Raw genomic sequence first — 16,426 nt, forward strand, 5'->3', positions numbered from 1 at the left:
GAACAAACAACCGAACTGAAAGGACATTGCCGTATGGAGCCGATATGGATTGTGGATGACGACCCTTCAATCCGCTTCGTGCTGGAAAAGGCGCTGGCCCGCGAGGAACTGGCGACACGCAGCTTCAGCCACCCGGCCGAGGTCACCGAGGCGCTGCAGGAGAAGGCGCAGTCGGGCAACGGGGCACTGCCGCAAGTGCTCATCAGCGACATCCGCATGCCGGGTGGCTCGGGCCTGCAACTGCTCGAAAAACTGCATGCGCAGTATCCGAAGCTGCCCATCATCATCATGACGGCCTATTCGGATCTCGACAGCGCCGTCTCGGCCTTCCAGCGTGGCGCATTCGAATACCTGCCCAAGCCTTTCGATGTGAACAAGGCCATCGAGCTGATCCACCGCGCCATCCAGGAAGGCGAGCGGGAGGCTGGCGCCGGCGCTGCCGATGCGGGCGCCGTCATGCCCGAGATCCTCGGCCAGGCGCCGGCCATGCAGGATGTGTTCCGCGTGATCGGCCGTCTCAGCCAGAGCCTGGTGACGGTGCTGGTCACCGGCGAATCGGGCTCGGGTAAGGAGCTGGTGGCGCGCGCATTGCACAAGCATTCACCGGTTGCGCAAGGGCCTTTCGTGGCCATCAACACTGCGGCCATCCCGCAGGATCTGCTCGAATCCGAGCTGTTCGGCCATGAGCGCGGCTCTTTCACTGGTGCGCAGACCCAGCGGCGCGGTCGCTTCGAGCAGGCCGATGGTGGCACGCTGTTCCTCGACGAGATCGGCGACATGCCCTTCGACCTGCAGACGCGACTGCTGCGCGTACTCTCGGAGGGGCAGTTCTATCGCGTGGGCGGCCACACCTCGGTCAAGGTCAAGGTGCGTGTGATTGCCGCGACCCACCAGAATCTCGAGGAGCGGGTGGCCAAGGGACTGTTTCGCGAGGACTTGTTCCACCGTCTCAACGTGATCCGCGTGCGCCTGCCGGCGCTGCGCGAGCGCGCCGAAGACATCCCGCTGCTGACCCGCTATTTTCTGCAAAAGAGTGCGCAACAGCTGGGGGTCGAGCCCAAGCGCATCTCGGACGATGCGGTGCAATTGCTCAGCCGCTTTCCGTTCCCGGGCAATGTGCGGCAGTTGGAGAACACCTGCCATTGGCTGTCGGTCATGGCGCCTGCGCAAGTCATCTCCAGCCATGACCTGCCGCCGGAGATTTTGCAGGCGGTGCATGGCAAGGCACCTGCCGGATCAGCCGCCCAGGCGAGCAGTGCCGGAGCCCATGCCGATGGGGCAACTGCTGCGGCGCTTCCCGGCGTGGCAGGCGGGCCGGTCGGGCTGGTAGCGGCGGTACCATCGGACAGCCCGGATGCGGTGGCACAGACGCCACTGGGCCATGCGCTGGCAGAGCGGCATCCAGGAGCACCCGAGGTCGACTGGACGGAAGGGCTGATGGTCGAGACCCGCCAGTTGCTCGATGCCGAACCCGGACTGGTATGGGACCGGCTCAGCCAGAAATTCGAATCGCACCTCATCCGCATGGCGCTCGAACACACGGGCGGGCGCCGCATGGAGGCGGCGCAAAAGCTCGGCATTGGCCGCAACACCATCACGCGCAAGATCCAGGAACTGCACATGGACGACGATTCGCGCAGCGGGCGCGGCAGGCATGAGGACGAAGGCCAGGCCGGCCCGGACTGACAAGCCGGTACAAGCCGGCGCATCTCGCCTGATGGGCAAGCATTTGCACATGCCCCGGCCGTTGCATAAGAAGGTGCCGCGGCCTGCTTGGCATTCGCTGTGATTGGCGGCATTTGCCATGCCGGGGGGGGGGGGCGCCGGCACATTCCGGCCGGATGCGCGCCAGTTTGCGAGGCGATGTGATCCGCGATGGCTGGTGCCCGAGGCCGGGGTCGAACCGGCACGACTGTGAGGTCGAGGGATTTTCGTACCACTTCGGCTTTCGCCGCCAGCGCTGTGCTGTTCGTGGTCTGGAGCACGCCTTCACCATAGCCTCGCGGCCGTAGGTGCCCGCCGTCTGCTCTCTACACCTTCCCGGTCTTTCCTGATCGGGCTTGGCTCGGCGTTGGCGCGGATGCTGGCATCCAGGGCGTTCGCCGAATTTGACGGGCGTCACCCCCGGCGTTTCCACCGGAGGGCTCAAATTGTTCAAGTCCCTTGTGTCTACCTATTCCACCACTCGGGCGATGTGCAATCGATGTTGCAATGTCTGTGCAGCTTTGCTGGCGTTTGCCGGACGATCGGCTGTGGCCAAAGCTGCAAGGCAGGCGATTCTACTGTATCCAGGCAGCACGGCGGCCGCGCAGGCGTAATCGTTTGGGCTGGCCAGTTGCTGGTCAATGCATGGCAGCGCTCTCTGCCTGGTGTCGGGTGGCTGCCACCGGTGTGCTGTGCAGGATGTCATCGAGGATGTCCGGAACCTCGAAAAGCGCCCGGTTGTGGATGGCGGCAACGCGTTGCCGTAGGGTGGGCAGCGCGGCCAGCATGGCGTCGGCGGCAGCGGCGACGCCGCGGTTGCTGGCGAAGGTCATGCCAAGGCCTTGTTCAGCCACCCATTCGGCGTTGTAGCGCTCCTGTGGCATGGTGGCGCCATTGTGCTGCAGCAGCACAGGCAGGCCGCAGCACAGCGCCTCGCTGATGCTGCCGGGGCCGGGCTTGCCGATGAAGAAGTCGGCCATGCGCATGAATTCGGGAATGTCCCGGGTGAAGCCTTGCACCAGGCGCGGCGCCTGCGCGGGCTGGGCCCGCAGGGCCTCGGCCAGCGCCTGGTTGTGGCCGCACAGCAGGATGAGTTGCAGCGTTGGCAGGCGCTGCGCCAGGCCGAGCATGGTGCGCGCGCCATGGCCGCCGAACATTACCACCGCGGTGGGGCGTTGCGGATCCAGTCCGTGGCGCCGCATGGCGCTGGCGCGGTCCTCGCGTGGCGCGGCATAGAATTCCGGGCGCACCATCATGCCCGAGCTGCGATGCAGCCATGGCGCCCGGTAGCCGCGCGCCATGGCCTGTTCGGCCGCCCGTGCGGTGCCGCAGATCACGTGCTGGGCCTGGCCGGCTTCGATCCAAAAGTGTTCGCGCTCCAGATCGGCGAAGTCCGTCAGGATGGTGACGTATGGGGCCTCACTGCCAGTGGCGCGCAAGCCCTCGAACATGGCGCGGTTGAAATTCGGAACAAGCGAGACGACCAGATCCGGCCGCGTCTGCCCCCAATGGGTCGCCAGGCGTTGCACCAGCCGCCCCTGGGCCAGGCGGATGAGTTGTTGCAGTAGCCGCAGTTCCTGCCCCATGCCGCGTGTCCAGCCGTGTGCAAGGCGCTTGTTGTACAAATCTTCCGGGCGCAAGCCGGTGAGGCCCTGGAAGCGCTGCCCGGGGTCGAGCACATCGAACAGGTTGATCAGCCGCAGCTGCCATGGCCGCTGCTGTTGCAGCGCAATGGCTTCGAGCGCCAGGGCCGAGGCGCGATGTCCGCCGCCGGCATTGATGTAGACGAGATCGATGATGAAGGGCATGGGGGAAGCATAGCGCCATGGCGCGCGAGCGCAACCAGCGAATTTATCGCGCCGATGCGACAAGACCATGACGGCGTTCGGCGGCGGCAGGCATGGCACGCCGGCCAGTAGAATGGCCTCCATGTCAAAGCTGCTGCCCGTTGGCCTGCTGGTTCTCTCCAACCTCTTCATGACGCTGGCCTGGTATGGTCACCTGCGCTTTCCGCACGCGCCCCTGGTGAAGGTGGTGCTGTTGAGCTGGGGCATTGCGTTGATCGAGTATTGCCTGGCGGTGCCGGCCAACCGGATCGGGCATGCCTATTACTCTGCGGCCGAGCTCAAGACCATGCAGGAGGTCATCACGCTGCTCGTGTTTGCGGGCTTCTCGGTGTTTTTCCTCAAGGAGTCCCTCACGCTCAATCACCTGATCGGTTTTGCACTGATCTGCGCGGGGGCCTTTTTCGTCTTCAAGGGACCGTTCTGAGAACCTGTTCAAAGTCTTGGCATGAGAGCCGTTGTGGTTGAAAGGTTGTGGCTGCAAGGCGCAAAACGCAGCCGGGCTGGTGGCCCAGCGAGGTTTTGCAACGCCGCAGACGCAGCATTTCAGCCGCAACCCACAGGGCATGGCGTTGCCATGCGGATCCATGCAGAGACTTTGAACAGGTTCTGAGCGCGCCTGCAAAGTCTCGACACGCTTGCAGTCGCGCCTGAAAAATCGTGGCGGCAAGGCGCAAACCGCAGCCGGGCTGGTGGCGCCGCGAGGATCTGCAGCGCCGCTGACGCGATGTTTCAGGTGCAAACTGAAGGACATGGGCGCAGCCATGCGGTTGCGCGGCGAAACGTCGAACACCCTTTGAGTGACCTGCACAGGCTTTTCCCGTGGTACACGCCACTCCACCAGGCGCCGTGTGCTGGCACCGGCGGCTGGCGTGCCTCAGCGGAAGATCACCGTCTTGTGGCCATTGAGGATGATGCGGTGCTCGCTGTGCCACTTGACGGCACGTGCGAGCACCTGGCTTTCGGTGTCGCGGCCGCGCGCGGTGAGGTCTTCGACGGTGTCGTTGTGCGAAGCACGCGCCACGTCCTGTTCGATGATCGGCCCCTCGTCCAGATCGGCGGTGACGTAGTGGGCCGTGGCGCCGATCAGCTTGACGCCGCGCTCGTGTGCCTGGTAGTAGGGTTTTGCACCCTTGAAGCTGGGCAGGAAGCTGTGGTGGATGTTGATGGCACGCCCGGAGAGCTTGTGGCTGAGGTCGTCCGAGAGGATTTGCATGTAGCGGGCCAGCACCACCAGTTCGGCCTGCTCGTTCTCGATGATTTCATACTGCCGCGCCTCGGCCTGGGCCTTGCCTGCGGCCGTCACCGGAATGTGGTGGAAAGGCACGTTGTAGCTGGCGGCAAGCTGGTAGAAGTCGCGGTGGTTGCTGATGATGGCGCGGATGTCGATCGGCAGCAGGCCGCTTTTCCAGCGGAACAGCAGGTCGTTGAGGCAGTGGCCCTCGCGGCTGACGAACACCACGGTGCGCACCGGCACGCTGGCGTCATGCAGGCTCCAGCGCATCTCCAGTGCGGGTGCGAATTCGGCCATGGCCGATTGCAGCTGGGCCAGCGAGGTGTCGGCGGCGCAAAACTGCACGCGCATGAAGAAGAGCCCGGTAGTCTGGTCGTTGAACTGGGCGGCTTCCTCGATGTTGGCGCGCTGGTCGAGCAAAAAGCCGGAGACGGCATGCACCAGGCCCTTGCGGTCCGGGCAGGAGAGGGTAAGGATGAAAGTTGGCTGTGCTTGGCTCATAAGGGTTCGCATTGTCGCATTGCCCAGGCGCTGCGGCGGCATTACTGGGCTGGGGCGCGGCGCTGGTGAAACTGTTCGCAATGGTCCACGGGAGGCAGGGGCGGGGTCAGCACCCGCAGCTCGGCCAGCATTTCGTCTTGCGGCGCGCCAGCAGGGCCCCCGCCATTCTCGACCTGGAAGTAGACGCTGTAGGTATCGCCCTGTGGCAGCCGCAGATGGGCTGGCACGCCCGCATTGCGGATGACGTGGCCGTTGCCGGCGATCAGCACGGCTGTGCCGTGTGCGGGCTGCATGGCTTGCTCCAGCGTGGCGGCCATGCTGGCATCGCGGGCGAGCTGAATGCGCGCCATGCCCGGGACGGTTTCGGCCGGCAGCATGTGGCAATGGCCGGCTTCGATGGCCTGCAACTGGTACTTCCATTCCGCTGCGGGCAGCAGGGTATCCCAGTGCGGGTTCTGCATCGCATCCTGCATGGCCGCACGCGGCAGGTTGCCGCCCAACACGGACACGCCATGGGATACCGCCGCCATGATGACCGGGCGGTAGCGCTCCCATGGCCAGGCCCCGGAACTCCAGCGCAGCGCCTGCTGCACCTGCGTCTCGCTGGCGTTGCGCGCCAGGCCGGCGGTGGAGCCGCCGCGCTCGGCCATCTCGAGCACCAGCGCGGCAAGGCGCTGCTGCTCGAGAAGATGGTCCACGATTTCGAGTTGGGCGATGGCATGCTCGGGCGCATCGTGCTGCTCGCCCAGCAGCAGCACGGAGGCTTTGGCCATGGCCTCGGCATGGGGGCGCCAGTCGGTGTCGGTCTGCCCGAACACGGCGGTGTTCGCGGACGCCGGGGCATCCCCCTCGGGCAGGGTGGAGCAGGCACTGAGGACCAGCATGGTCATGCCAAGGGCGGCGGTGCGCCAGACGGCGCCCGTGCAATCTCGAGAAACGAATGAATGGGGCATGGCGTTGTCGATGGGGGATGGCAGATGGGGGGGCGTGAACGGGTGAGGCGACTTCCCCGGCGTGTGGCGGGCCTCGGCGTTGCGTTCCGGCGTTTTCAGAGTTGCGATTCGATCGGCAGCCAGCTCAGCACGCGCACAAACAGGCGCTGGCGCCAAGTACTCTTGGGTTCGTGAGTATGAATCTCGTCGGGGATGCTGCGCTCGTGCCAGCGCAACTGGCCGTGTTCGTCCAGGCGCACTGCGTAGCTGTAGCGTGGGCCAGAGAGCAGCCGGTATTCATCGAGCAGCGCTTCATAGAGCTGCGGGTTGTCGAAGGCCACGCCCATTTCGGTGTTGAGATTGATCGAGCGCGAATCCATGTTGAACGAACCGATGAAACCGCGCGCGCCATCGAGCAGATAGGCCTTGGTGTGCAGGCTGGCACCACTGCTGCCGAACAACGAGCTGTCGCTGCCGGGCCGCGAACGGATTTCGAAGAGCTCGAAGCCCTTCTCCAGCAATGGCTGGCGGTATTGCATGTAGCCGCTGTGCACCGCCAGCACGTCGTTGGCGGTCATCGAGTTGGTGACGATGCCCACTTTCGCTTGGCGTTCGGTGAGCGTGGCAAACATGTCCTGCATGCTGTCGTGATCGGGAACGAAGTATGGGGAGATGATGTAGGCGCTTTGCGTGGCCGAGGCCAGATCGCGCGTGATGTGGCGGTAGAGCCATTCCTCGCGGTTGCTGTCGGCGTGTTTGAGGGGTGGATCGGAGAGAATGTGGTAGCGATCGCTCCAGAACGGTGTGAGTTCCTGGGCGAAGTAGCGGATGACCTGTGGCGACAGGCCGACCCGCTCCAGATACTTGCGGGCCTCGTCGCTTTGGGCTTCGGAGCGGATTTGCTCCATCACCTCGGAGAGGCGGCCGACCTCCTTGTGGTTGAGCGCGTCGATGGGAACGGCCGCCGGGCTGTTCCAGAAGTCGTCGAAGATGGCGCTGGCCGCGCTGGTGACTGGTCCGAAGAGCAGCAGGTCCAGATCTCGGAAATTGGTGGTCGTGGCCGCATCGAAGTACTCGACGCCGACATTCCGTCCACCCAGCACGACCATGCGGTCGTCGGCGATCCAGGCCTTGTTGTGCATGCGGTGGTTGACGCTCCAGATGCGCTGCACCATCTCCAGCAGCCGGCCGATGCCGTCTCGGTTGCGAAAAGGGTTGTAGACGCGCACTTGGATGTTCTCGTGCTGGCTCATCGCCAGCAGCGCGCCGTCCTTGCCGGAGGTGTTGATGTCATCGAACAGCAGGCGCACGCGCACTCCGCGTTCGGCCGCCTCCCACAGCTCCTTGAGCAACAGGTGGCCGGTGATGTCGTCCTTCCAGATGTAGTACTGCACATCCAGGCTGCGGCCAGCCTGCCTGGCCGAGATGGCGCGGGCGGCAAAGGCATCGAGGCCCTCGGTGAGCATGATGGCGGCGCTGTAGCCCTCTGGCTGGCGGGCCAGCAGAGGTTCGAGTTCCCGGTCGATCGGCGTCTGGCCCGCCTCGATCGGCAGCGTGTGGCTGGGCTCTCCCGTGGCGCGCGGCGTCAGGTAGTCCGCCAGCAGCACGCCGCTGATGGCGAGCACGATCAGCGCAAGCAGCAGCCAGCCGAGCGTGAGAAAAAGGTGTTTGCGCATGAAGCGGACCGTGGCAATGCCGTCGCGAACGTCGTGAATGACGTCGCATTCTACTGGCGCCACGGTGGCGCCCGCATGGGGCTCTGGGCGGGATGGCGGCGCAGCATCAGGCAGCGCGCAAGGGGGCTGCCAGGCGGAAGCGTCCAACGCAGCGGCTGGGCGTTGGAGCCGATGCTCAGTGAATCACGACCGGATGCTGTGCCAGGCCGGTGTAGCTGTCGAGGGTTTCCTCGACCTCTTCCTGCGTGGGGGTGTTGTGCTGCCACTCCTGGATCTGGGCATGGAAGACTTCCGCCCAGCTGCCGTCCAGATAGACCTCGCGACCGGAGCGCTTGTCGACGATCTCGAAGCCGTGCCGCACCAGACTGTGGGACAGCGGCGCATCCATGCCATGGGAACCATCGGGCAGCATCGGCGGCACGTCCTGCTGGATGTGGACCACGGCAAATGCTTCAGAGTCATACAGGGTATTCATCGAATCCTCCGTAGTGATGGGTTCATTCCCTGCTGATGGGGGCATTTGTATCGTTTTCAAGTGGGCGGTCTGCTTGGCTGGGTGTTCTCGGGGGCTGGCAATCTGCCGCATGCGCTGCTCGCACAGCGCGCGTTGCATGTCAGTATGCCGTAAAAAAAGTGCAGTTCAGATCTGGTGAATGTCAAGAGGGCAAGCGATTTTTGTGCCAGGTTCGCCATGAGCGGGCATGCTTCTCATGGTGCCGTATCGGTTTGGGCCTGGTAATCGCGAAGCCGCAGGTCGACCACATCACCATCGTCCTCGCTGAGGTGGATACGCACCGGCAGGTAGCCCGTCTGCGGCGCCAGCCAGATGTCGGCCTGCTGGTCGCCCGGCTTGCGGGGCATGCGTTGCAGCCGGACGGCATCCATCGTGCCGGCCGGCAGGGTGATCGGTGCGTGCTCGACCACCTCGAACACCCAGGCTTCCTGCTTGTTGTTGGCGACCGTCCAGATCGGAATCTGCCGGCCCGGCTCGACGTAGCGCTGCGGCTGGCCGGCCACGGTGGCCGCCAGCTGGAAGAAGACGCTCAGCCGATCCTGCGCTCCTTCGGGCACGCTGGCCGATTGGGTCGCTTCGTCGGCGATGACACTGCCGCTGGCGGGGTCGAAGCGCAGGCTGCGCCGCTTGCGGGCCGAATCCTCGAAGCGCAACGGCTGCAGGAAGTGGGGCCGCAGCGTGCCGCTGCTGCGCTGCGAACGGGTGCCCACCAATGGCAGGCGGATAGCCTGGAAAGCCTCATAGTGCTCTCCATCCTGCTGCCAGCGCAGCTGTGCCCGGGCGCTGTAGCCCATGCCGCTGATGCGGCCCTCCACTTCGAAGGCCATGTCCGCTGATGGCGGTGGCGCAATCGCTTCGGCAGGCACGGTCTGCGCCGGTGCGGGCAGCAGCGCCGCGCCGATGAGCAGGCCTGCCAAGGTGCACAGGCTTGGCAGCTTCGGCAGCAGGCGGGTTGTCAGGCTGGGCAGGCGTGTCTGGAGTGGCAGTGGCATGGATGGAGCGATGTGTGAATGGCAGCCCAGGACAGACTGGCTCCCGGAAGCAGAGTTCCCGATGCGCCGACGGTGCCGGACGGCGCAGCCTGCGGAGACCATCGCCCGGCAACGGCATTGCCGGGCATGCACAATGGCGCATCGGATTTGAGGAAAGGAATGTCCATTGACCAGCTTGGATCATAAGGCCGAGGCATCGGCCGCATCAGCCGGCTTGGCTGCATCGATGGTGGGCGAGGGCGTTGCGGCCGATGCACTTTCGGCTTTGCTTGCGCGCCGTTCTGCCTGGCCGCTGGCCGAGCCGGGGCCGACGGATGCCGCGCTGGCGCGCATCCTCGATGCCGCGGCCTGCGCTCCCGATCATGCGGGCTTGCGCCCGTGGCAGTTTCAACTGGTGCGCGGCGCTGCCCGCCACGAACTGCTGCGGCAGGTGCTGGCGCAGCCGCAGGCCCAGGTGCCCGAGGTGCGCGAACTGCATGGCAAATACACCGCCAAGCTGACGACGGCACCGGTGGTCATCGTGCTGGCGGCGCGCATCGTGCCGCATCCGAAGGCGCCGGAATTCGAGCAGTTGCTCACCTGCGGGGCGGCGGTGATGAACATGCTCAATGCTGCGCATCTGCTTGGCTATGCCGGCTTCTGGAGCAGTACGCCCGAGCCGTTGGACGGCCTGTTGCGCTCCGTGATGGGCTTTGCGCCGCAGGATCACATGCTGGGACTGCTCAACCTTGGCACGCCGGTCAACCCACCGTCGCGGCAGCCGCGTCCGGTGCGCGCGACCTATGCGCGCGAATGGCCCCCATCGGCCCATTCGATATAGGCAGAGACCGCGTAGAGACCGCGCGTCATGGAAGCGGATGCCACAGGCGCTGCCAGGTCTGCTCGACCTGCTGGCGCATCTGGCGGGGTCCCGCCACAGCCTGGGCTGGCGTGATGCTCTGCCATGGTGCTTGCTGCCCGTGCATGATGGGCTGCTGCCGGGCCACCGCAAAGCTGAAGAAGTAGCTGCCTTCGGTGCCCATGCGCAAATCCCGCAGCACCAACCGGCCATCGGTGATGTCGGCAGCCATGAAGCCGCTGGTGAACCACAGCAGTCGCTGGATTTCCGGGTTGTCCCCGGCCAGTTGCCGCACCAGGGGCATCTCGCTGGCGTGGTGCTGCAGTTGCAGCGGGGCGTCGCCATCGAAGATCGAGCGGTGGCCAATGGCATAGCCTTGCGGTGTCATGACGATGATCCGCCACAGCATGGTGTTCAAAGGGGTATTGACCAGCAGGCGGGGCGCATCGGCGAGGCCCTGTTCAGCCAGGCCGGTGGCGACGATGCGGTCGGTCCAATGGCGTGACAATTGAGACCAGCCGATGTAGGCGGTGCTGATCACCAGCCCGGCCAGCAGTGCCCGTCCGGCCCAGCGGCGTGCGCCACCGATCCAGGCCAGCACCACGCCCAGCAGCAGGGGCAAGGTATAGAGCGGATCGATGATGAAGAGGCTGGACCACATGACGGGGTGGCTGGAACTGGGCCACCACAGCTGTGTGCCATACACCGTGAAGGCGTCGAGCAACGGGTGCGTCAGCAGGGCCAGCACGCTGCCCAGCAGCCAGGCGTTTGGCGCCTGCTGCACCGCGGGAACCCGGCGTCGCAGCAACCACCACAGCAGCCAGCCCAATAGCAGCAACAGCCACAGGGCATGACTAGGGCCGCGATGCCAGGTGAAGATATCGACCGGCGTCTGCGAGAACAGCGGGACGATGAAGGTGTCGAGATCCGGTACGGTCCCCAGCAAGGCTCCTGCGGCCAGGCCTTTGCGGCGCTGGCGTGCCGGAAGCACGGCCGCCATGACGGAGGCCCCGAGGACGGCTTGCGAGAGGGAGTCCATGCGGAACGTGATGCTTGCAGTTAGTTGCGTTGATCTTCTGTCATTGGATGGCATCTCCGCTCATCGCGATGGATTTGGCGGTGCGCTCGAAGGCCTGTGCGTCCATTAGGCCATCAGGGGATGCGCAGTCCCGTAGTCGCATCGAAGCGATGCAGGCGACCCGGCTTGGGCGTGACGTGAATGGTGTCGCCGCCTTGCGGTGCAGGTGCGGCTTCATCGATGCGCACGACCATCGGCTCCTGGCCGAGCAATCGCCCGTAGACCAGGCGTTCGGCACCAAGCAGTTCGACGGTGTCGACCTGAACGGGCCAGCCCTCGGCGCCGACTTCCAGGTGCTCGGGGCGAATGCCGGTGATGATGTCGGCGGCGGCGCCCGGGGCGGCCTTGAGCAGGTTCATCGGAGGCGAGCCGATGAAGCTGGCAACGAAGGTGCTGGCGGGGGTGTGGTAGACCTCTTCGGGCGTGCCGAACTGCTCCATGCGGCCGCCATTGAGCACGATCATGCGCTCTGCCAGCGTCATCGCCTCGACCTGGTCGTGCGTGACGAACAGGCTGGTGATGCCCAGTTCGCGGTGCAGCTTCTGGATTTCCAGCCGGGTTTGCGCGCGCAGCTTGGCGTCCAGATTGGAAAGCGGCTCGTCGAACAGGAAGACTTGCGGCTCCCGCACGATGGCGCGGCCCATGGCCACGCGCTGGCGCTGGCCGCCCGAAAGTTCGCGCGGCTTGCGCTCGAGCAGGTGACCCAGTTCGAGGATTTTGGCGGCCTTGTCGACGCGGCGGATGATCTCGTCGTTGGGCACCTTGGCGATCTTCAGACCGTAGGCCATGTTGGCGAACACGCTCATGTGGGGGTAAAGCGCATAATTCTGGAACACCATGGCGATGTCGCGCTGGGCGGGCTCCAGGTCGTTGACCGCGCGCGCACCGATGGCGATCTCGCCGCCGGAGATTTCCTCCAGCCCGGCAACCATGCGCAGCAGAGTGGACTTGCCGCAGCCCGAAGGGCCGACGATGACGACGAACTCACCATCGGCGATCTCGGCGTTGATGCCGTGGATGACCTGATTGGTCCTGTCGCCACGACCGTAGCTCTTGATGACGTTGCGAAGGGAAATGGATGCCATGGCGGTGTTTCTCGTCGGGTGAGGCTTGGTATCTTGCTGCGATGGGTGAGTGGATGGTGGCGGGGCGGATTCACTTTTCGGTGTCCACCAGTCCCTTGACGAACCAGCGCTGCATCAGCACGACGACCAGCGCCGGCGGCAGCATCGCCAGGATGGCGGTGGCCATCACCACGTTCCATTGGTTGCCGGAGTCGCCGCCGGCGATCATGCGCTTGATGCCGATCACCACCGGGTACATGTCTTCCGAGGTGGTGACGAGCAGCGGCCAGAGGTACTGGTTCCAGCCGTAGATGAACTGAATCACGAAGAGGGCAGCGATCGAGGTTTTCGAAAGCGGCAGCAGGACGTCCTTGAAGAAGCGCATCGGGCCAGCGCCATCGACACGGGCGGCCTCGACCAGTTCGTCGGGCACGGTGAGGAAGAACTGCCGGAACAGGAAGGTGGCGGTGGCCGAGGCGATCAGCGGGATGGTCAGGCCCGCGTAGCTGTTGAGCATGCCCAGGTCCGAGACGACCTGGTAGGTCGGGCCGATGCGCACTTCCACCGGCAGCATCAGGGTGATGAAGATCATCCAAAAGAACAGGCCCTTGAGCGGAAACCGGAAGTACACGATGGCAAAGGCCGACAGCAGCGAGATGGCGATCTTGCCGACGGCGATGACCATGGCGGTGACGAAGCTGATCCACATCATGCGGGCCACCGGGGCTGTCGATCCGGCACCCTCGCCGCCGCCGAGCAGCGCGCTTTTGTAGGTTTCCCAGAAGTTGCCGCCGGGCAGCAGTGGCATCGGCGCCTGGACGATATCCTGGGCGGTGTGGGTGGAGGCCACGAAGGCCAGGTACAGCGGAAAGCCGATCAGGATGATGCCGATCACCATCACCAGGTGCGACAGTGCGGCAAGGAGGGGACTGCGCTCGACCATGCTCAATACTGCACTTTCTTCTCGACGTAGCGGAACTGGATCACCGTCAGCGCGATGACGATGGCCATCAGCACCACCGACTGGGCCGCCGAGCTGCCCATGTCCATGGCCTTGAAGCCGTCGTAGTAGACCTTGTAGACCAGAATGGCCGTATCGCGTCCGGGGCCACCCTGGGTGGTGGCATCGATGATGGCAAAGGTGTCGAAGAACGCATACACGATGTTCATCACCAGCAGGAAGAAGGTGGTGGGCGAGAGCAGCGGGAACTGGATGCTCCAGAAGCGCCGCCACGGCCCGGCGCCATCGATGGCAGCAGCCTCGATCAGCGATTTCGGGATGGCCTGCAGGCCGGCAAGAAAGAACAGGAAGTTGTAGGAAATTTGCTTCCAGACGGCAGCCATGACGATCAGCGCCATGGCCTGGTTGGAGTTCAGCAGGTGGTTCCAGCGCACGCCCATTTCGTTGAGCGCATAGGACACCACACCCAGCGTGGGCGAGAACATGAAGAGCCAGAGCACGCCGGCGACGGCCGGTGCCACTGCATAGGGCAGCAGCAACGCCGTCTTGTAGGCCAGTGCGCCCTTGATGATGCGATCGGCGAACACCGCCAACAGCAGCGAAATGCCGATGCCCAGCACCGCCACCAACAGCGAGAAGATGGCCGTGGTCTTGAACGAGGCCAGGTAGAGCGGGTCGGAGAATAGACGCTTGAAGTTTTCCAGACCGACCCACTCGCGCGAGAAGCCGAAGGCGTCCTCCATCTGGAACGACTGCACCAGGGCCTGGCCGGCAGGCCAGAAGAAGAAGACCAGAATCACCGCCATTTGCGGTGCCAGCAGCAGCCAAGGCAACCAGGCCGAGCGGAAGAGAACGCGTTTTTCCATGGATGTGTCGTGATCGGTGCCCGTGTTTTGTCTCGGCCGCGCAAGCTTGTGGTTTTTGAGGTGGCGCAAGTTTACATGCATGTGACGCATGTGATGCGTGCATCCGGCTCGCAAGCCCTGAGAACCTGTTCATGAAAAGATCGTGAACAGGCTCTCAGGCTGCGCCCCTATGGCCGGCAGGGGAGGAAAACACCGCGGATCCCTTGGATGGTCGCCAATCCCATTGATAATCGCATGACCATGGCCTCGGCCGTCGTCGGCTGTCGTCTATTGCCGCCGCATTCGCCTGTACTGCATGCCTCTTGTCCCCGCCTTCCTGATGCTGATGCTGCTTGCCTGTCTGGTGGGCGGCGGCGCATCGGCCCGGGCGCAGTCATCACCCGGCGAGCAGACCCGTGCCGCCGGTGCGGAGACCTTGGCGGCGGATGCCCAGGAGGAGACCCCGCGCGAGCTGGCACCCCATGAGCGCCAATTGGCGCGGATCGTCTACGGCATCCTGAGTTTCTCGCATTGGCCGCAGCCCATGCCGCATCGGGTGCTTTGTGTGCTGGGCAGCACGTCCTACTCTCCCATATTGGCGGCCGAGCCTGCCCGCCAGCAGACCCCCGCGTGGACCGTTCGCGCCGTCCGCAGCCCGGCCGCGAATGACCTGCTGTATCAGACATGCGATGCCATGTATGTCGGTGCGCTGCCTGATGCCGAAAACCGGGCGTTGTGGTTGCAGATGCAGGGAAGGCCGGTGGTGACCATCAAGGAGCAGTCGGCCTATTGCGACGAAGGAGCGCTGTTCTGCCTGTATTTCCACGAGGATGGGCGCATCGGTTTTCAGGTCAATCTGGATGCCGTGGCGCGCAGCGGCATTCGTGTGGATCCCCAGGTGCTCAAGCTGGCCCGGGAACCCCTGGGGGATGCGCCATGAACGGTCTCACCAAGCAGCAGGAGAGAGCCGGACATGGAATCCGCCTGCGCGATCTGCTGCGCAGCACGCAGATCAGGGGCATCATGCTGGTCGTGCTTGCAACCGGTTTCTGCCTGACCCTGGCCGCGCTGTGGACGATCACCCGCTACGCCAACAACAACCTGGAATTGCTCGGCCGCACGCTGGCCTACAACCTCGAGGCACCGCTGGTTTTCAATGACGCGGTGGCCGTACAAAGCATATTGGACACCCTGGCGACCCAGGAGGATCTGTCCTATGTCCGGGTGCAGAATGCGGACGGAACGGAACTGGGCCAGTCTCGCAATGACACCCCGGTGGCGGTGTTCATGGATCACATCGCCAACCTGCTGCTGGAGCAGCCTTTGCACATGCAGGTCACGCACGCGGGAGAGGTGGTGGGGGCGCTGGAACTGCGCATGCAGGGCCGGGTGCTGGTGCAGTTTCTGCTGGCGGGTGGGGGCCTCATCCTGCTCTGGCTAGTGCTGGGTGTGCTGATGGCCGCCTGTGTGTCGGCCCGCCTGCAGCAACGCATCAGCCGGCCGCTGGATGTGCTGTCAGAGGCGACGCGGCAGATCACCTGGAGCAGGAACTTCGCGGGCCGGGTCCCGAATTCGCCCATTCTCGAATTCAACGAACTGACCAAGGACATCAACAAACTGGTGGCTCAGGTGCAGCAGTGGCACGAACTGGTGTTGCATGAGAAGGCCGAGCTCGAACACCGTGCCGACCATGATGCCCTCACGGGCCTGGCCAACCGCAGCCGTTTCGAGGTGGCCATGCAGAAGGCGCTGCTTCATGCCATGCGCCAGCGTGGGCATTTTGCCTTGCTGTTCCTCGACTGCGATGGCTTCAAGAGCATCAATGACTCTTTTGGCCATGCCGCCGGCGACCAGGTTCTCAAGAAGATTGCCAAGCGTCTGCAAAACAGCTTGCGCGATGACGACCAGATCATTCGGCTGGGCGGGGACGAATTTGCCGTGGTGATCGGCAGCATTCGCAGCGAGCAGGACGTGGTGCGCGTGGCCGAGAAGATCCTGGTGCGCATGGCCGCTCCCATCTTTCTCGAGAATGCCGTGCTGATCGATCTGACCATCAGCATCGGGATTGCCCTCTACCCCCAGCATGGGGACAATACGCAGACTTTGAGCAAGGCGGCCGATCAGGCCATGTACCAGGCCAAGCGTCAGCGGCTTGGCTATGCGCTTCCGGAGCCCGGGCAGGCGCACATGGCGGCCGCAGGAAGCGTCATGTAGACATAATGTGTAGACGTGAGGAGTACCCC

15 protein-coding genes are annotated in these 16,426 nt (G+C 64.4%); 5 read left to right on the forward strand and 10 right to left on the reverse strand.

Annotated elements, in window-relative coordinates; translation table 11 throughout:
* The first annotated feature begins 33 nt into the window (after nucleotides 1-33).
* Nucleotides 34-1,686 carry a nitrogen regulation protein NR(I) gene (gene ntrC, locus EV687_RS01635; protein WP_122226145.1) on the forward strand — a complete coding sequence of 551 codons (1,653 nt, stop codon included), beginning with the start codon at nucleotides 34-36 and terminating at the stop codon, nucleotides 1,684-1,686.
* 656 nt (nucleotides 1,687-2,342) lie between these two features.
* On the opposite strand, the gene EV687_RS01640 is transcribed toward ntrC, so the two are convergent.
* Nucleotides 2,343-3,512 carry a glycosyltransferase gene (locus EV687_RS01640; protein ID WP_122226146.1) on the reverse strand — a complete coding sequence of 390 codons (1,170 nt, stop codon included), beginning with the start codon at nucleotides 3,510-3,512 and terminating at the stop codon, nucleotides 2,343-2,345.
* Nucleotides 3,513-3,633: 121 nt separating this feature from the next.
* Here EV687_RS01640 and EV687_RS01645 point away from each other — a divergent pair, with 121 nt between their 5' ends.
* The gene (locus EV687_RS01645) at nucleotides 3,634-3,975 is read left to right on the forward strand and encodes a DMT family protein (protein ID WP_207226359.1); all 342 of its coding nucleotides are present in this window, start codon (nucleotides 3,634-3,636) and stop codon (nucleotides 3,973-3,975) included.
* Between the two features lie 450 nt (nucleotides 3,976-4,425).
* On the opposite strand, the gene purU is transcribed toward EV687_RS01645, so the two are convergent.
* The 5 genes from purU to EV687_RS01670 all read right to left on the reverse strand — a co-directional run bounded on the left by purU (nucleotide 4,426) and on the right by EV687_RS01670 (nucleotide 9,397).
* Complete coding sequence (gene purU, locus EV687_RS01650) at nucleotides 4,426-5,283, reverse strand: formyltetrahydrofolate deformylase (protein WP_122226148.1); 858 nt, start codon at nucleotides 5,281-5,283, stop codon at nucleotides 4,426-4,428.
* A 41-nt stretch (nucleotides 5,284-5,324) separates the two neighbouring features.
* Nucleotides 5,325-6,236 carry a ChaN family lipoprotein gene (locus EV687_RS01655; RefSeq protein WP_122226149.1) on the reverse strand — a complete coding sequence of 304 codons (912 nt, stop codon included), beginning with the start codon at nucleotides 6,234-6,236 and terminating at the stop codon, nucleotides 5,325-5,327.
* A 95-nt stretch (nucleotides 6,237-6,331) separates the two neighbouring features.
* Entirely contained in the window at nucleotides 6,332-7,891 is a 1,560-nt protein-coding gene (locus EV687_RS01660; protein ID WP_122226150.1) for a phospholipase D family protein, read from the reverse strand.
* Between the two features lie 175 nt (nucleotides 7,892-8,066).
* The gene (locus EV687_RS01665) at nucleotides 8,067-8,366 is read right to left on the reverse strand and encodes a BTH_I0359 family protein (RefSeq protein ID WP_122226151.1); all 300 of its coding nucleotides are present in this window, start codon (nucleotides 8,364-8,366) and stop codon (nucleotides 8,067-8,069) included.
* 233 nt (nucleotides 8,367-8,599) lie between these two features.
* Nucleotides 8,600-9,397 carry a DUF3108 domain-containing protein gene (locus EV687_RS01670; protein WP_162846523.1) on the reverse strand — a complete coding sequence of 266 codons (798 nt, stop codon included), beginning with the start codon at nucleotides 9,395-9,397 and terminating at the stop codon, nucleotides 8,600-8,602.
* Between the two features lie 166 nt (nucleotides 9,398-9,563).
* Between EV687_RS01670 and EV687_RS01675 the strand changes: the two genes are divergently transcribed.
* Nucleotides 9,564-10,217: a nitroreductase family protein gene (locus tag EV687_RS01675; RefSeq protein ID WP_122226153.1), complete on the forward strand. Its 654-nt coding sequence runs from the start codon at nucleotides 9,564-9,566 to the stop codon at nucleotides 10,215-10,217.
* 25 nt (nucleotides 10,218-10,242) lie between these two features.
* Here the strand turns inward: EV687_RS01675 and EV687_RS01680 are convergent, their stop codons facing one another.
* The 4 genes from EV687_RS01680 to ugpA form a co-directional block, all read right to left on the reverse strand.
* Nucleotides 10,243-11,274, reverse strand: a complete 1,032-nt coding sequence (locus EV687_RS01680; protein ID WP_162846524.1) for a metal-dependent hydrolase — start codon at nucleotides 11,272-11,274, stop codon at nucleotides 10,243-10,245.
* Between the two features lie 113 nt (nucleotides 11,275-11,387).
* Nucleotides 11,388-12,398, reverse strand: a complete 1,011-nt coding sequence (gene ugpC / locus EV687_RS01685) for a sn-glycerol-3-phosphate ABC transporter ATP-binding protein UgpC (RefSeq protein ID WP_122226155.1) — start codon at nucleotides 12,396-12,398, stop codon at nucleotides 11,388-11,390.
* Nucleotides 12,399-12,468: 70 nt separating this feature from the next.
* Nucleotides 12,469-13,320 carry a sn-glycerol-3-phosphate ABC transporter permease UgpE gene (ugpE, locus tag EV687_RS01690; RefSeq protein ID WP_122226156.1) on the reverse strand — a complete coding sequence of 284 codons (852 nt, stop codon included), beginning with the start codon at nucleotides 13,318-13,320 and terminating at the stop codon, nucleotides 12,469-12,471.
* Nucleotides 13,321-13,322: 2 nt separating this feature from the next.
* Nucleotides 13,323-14,204 carry a sn-glycerol-3-phosphate ABC transporter permease UgpA gene (ugpA, locus tag EV687_RS01695; protein WP_122227089.1) on the reverse strand — a complete coding sequence of 294 codons (882 nt, stop codon included), beginning with the start codon at nucleotides 14,202-14,204 and terminating at the stop codon, nucleotides 13,323-13,325.
* Nucleotides 14,205-14,499: 295 nt separating this feature from the next.
* On the opposite strand from ugpA, the gene yfiR reads away from it, so the two are divergent.
* Both yfiR and dgcN read left to right on the forward strand, forming a co-directional pair.
* Nucleotides 14,500-15,123: a regulatory sequestration protein YfiR gene (yfiR, locus tag EV687_RS01700; RefSeq protein WP_122226157.1), complete on the forward strand. Its 624-nt coding sequence runs from the start codon at nucleotides 14,500-14,502 to the stop codon at nucleotides 15,121-15,123.
* Nucleotides 15,120-16,397 carry a diguanylate cyclase DgcN/YfiN gene (gene dgcN, locus EV687_RS01705; RefSeq protein WP_122226158.1) on the forward strand — a complete coding sequence of 426 codons (1,278 nt, stop codon included), beginning with the start codon at nucleotides 15,120-15,122 and terminating at the stop codon, nucleotides 16,395-16,397. Before yfiR ends, dgcN begins: the two co-directional genes overlap by 4 nt.
* Nucleotides 16,398-16,426: the final 29 nt, after the last annotated feature.

Source organism: Corticibacter populi (assembly GCF_004217315.1).
In the GTDB taxonomy this organism is placed as follows: domain Bacteria; phylum Pseudomonadota; class Gammaproteobacteria; order Burkholderiales; family Burkholderiaceae_C; genus Lampropedia; species Lampropedia populi.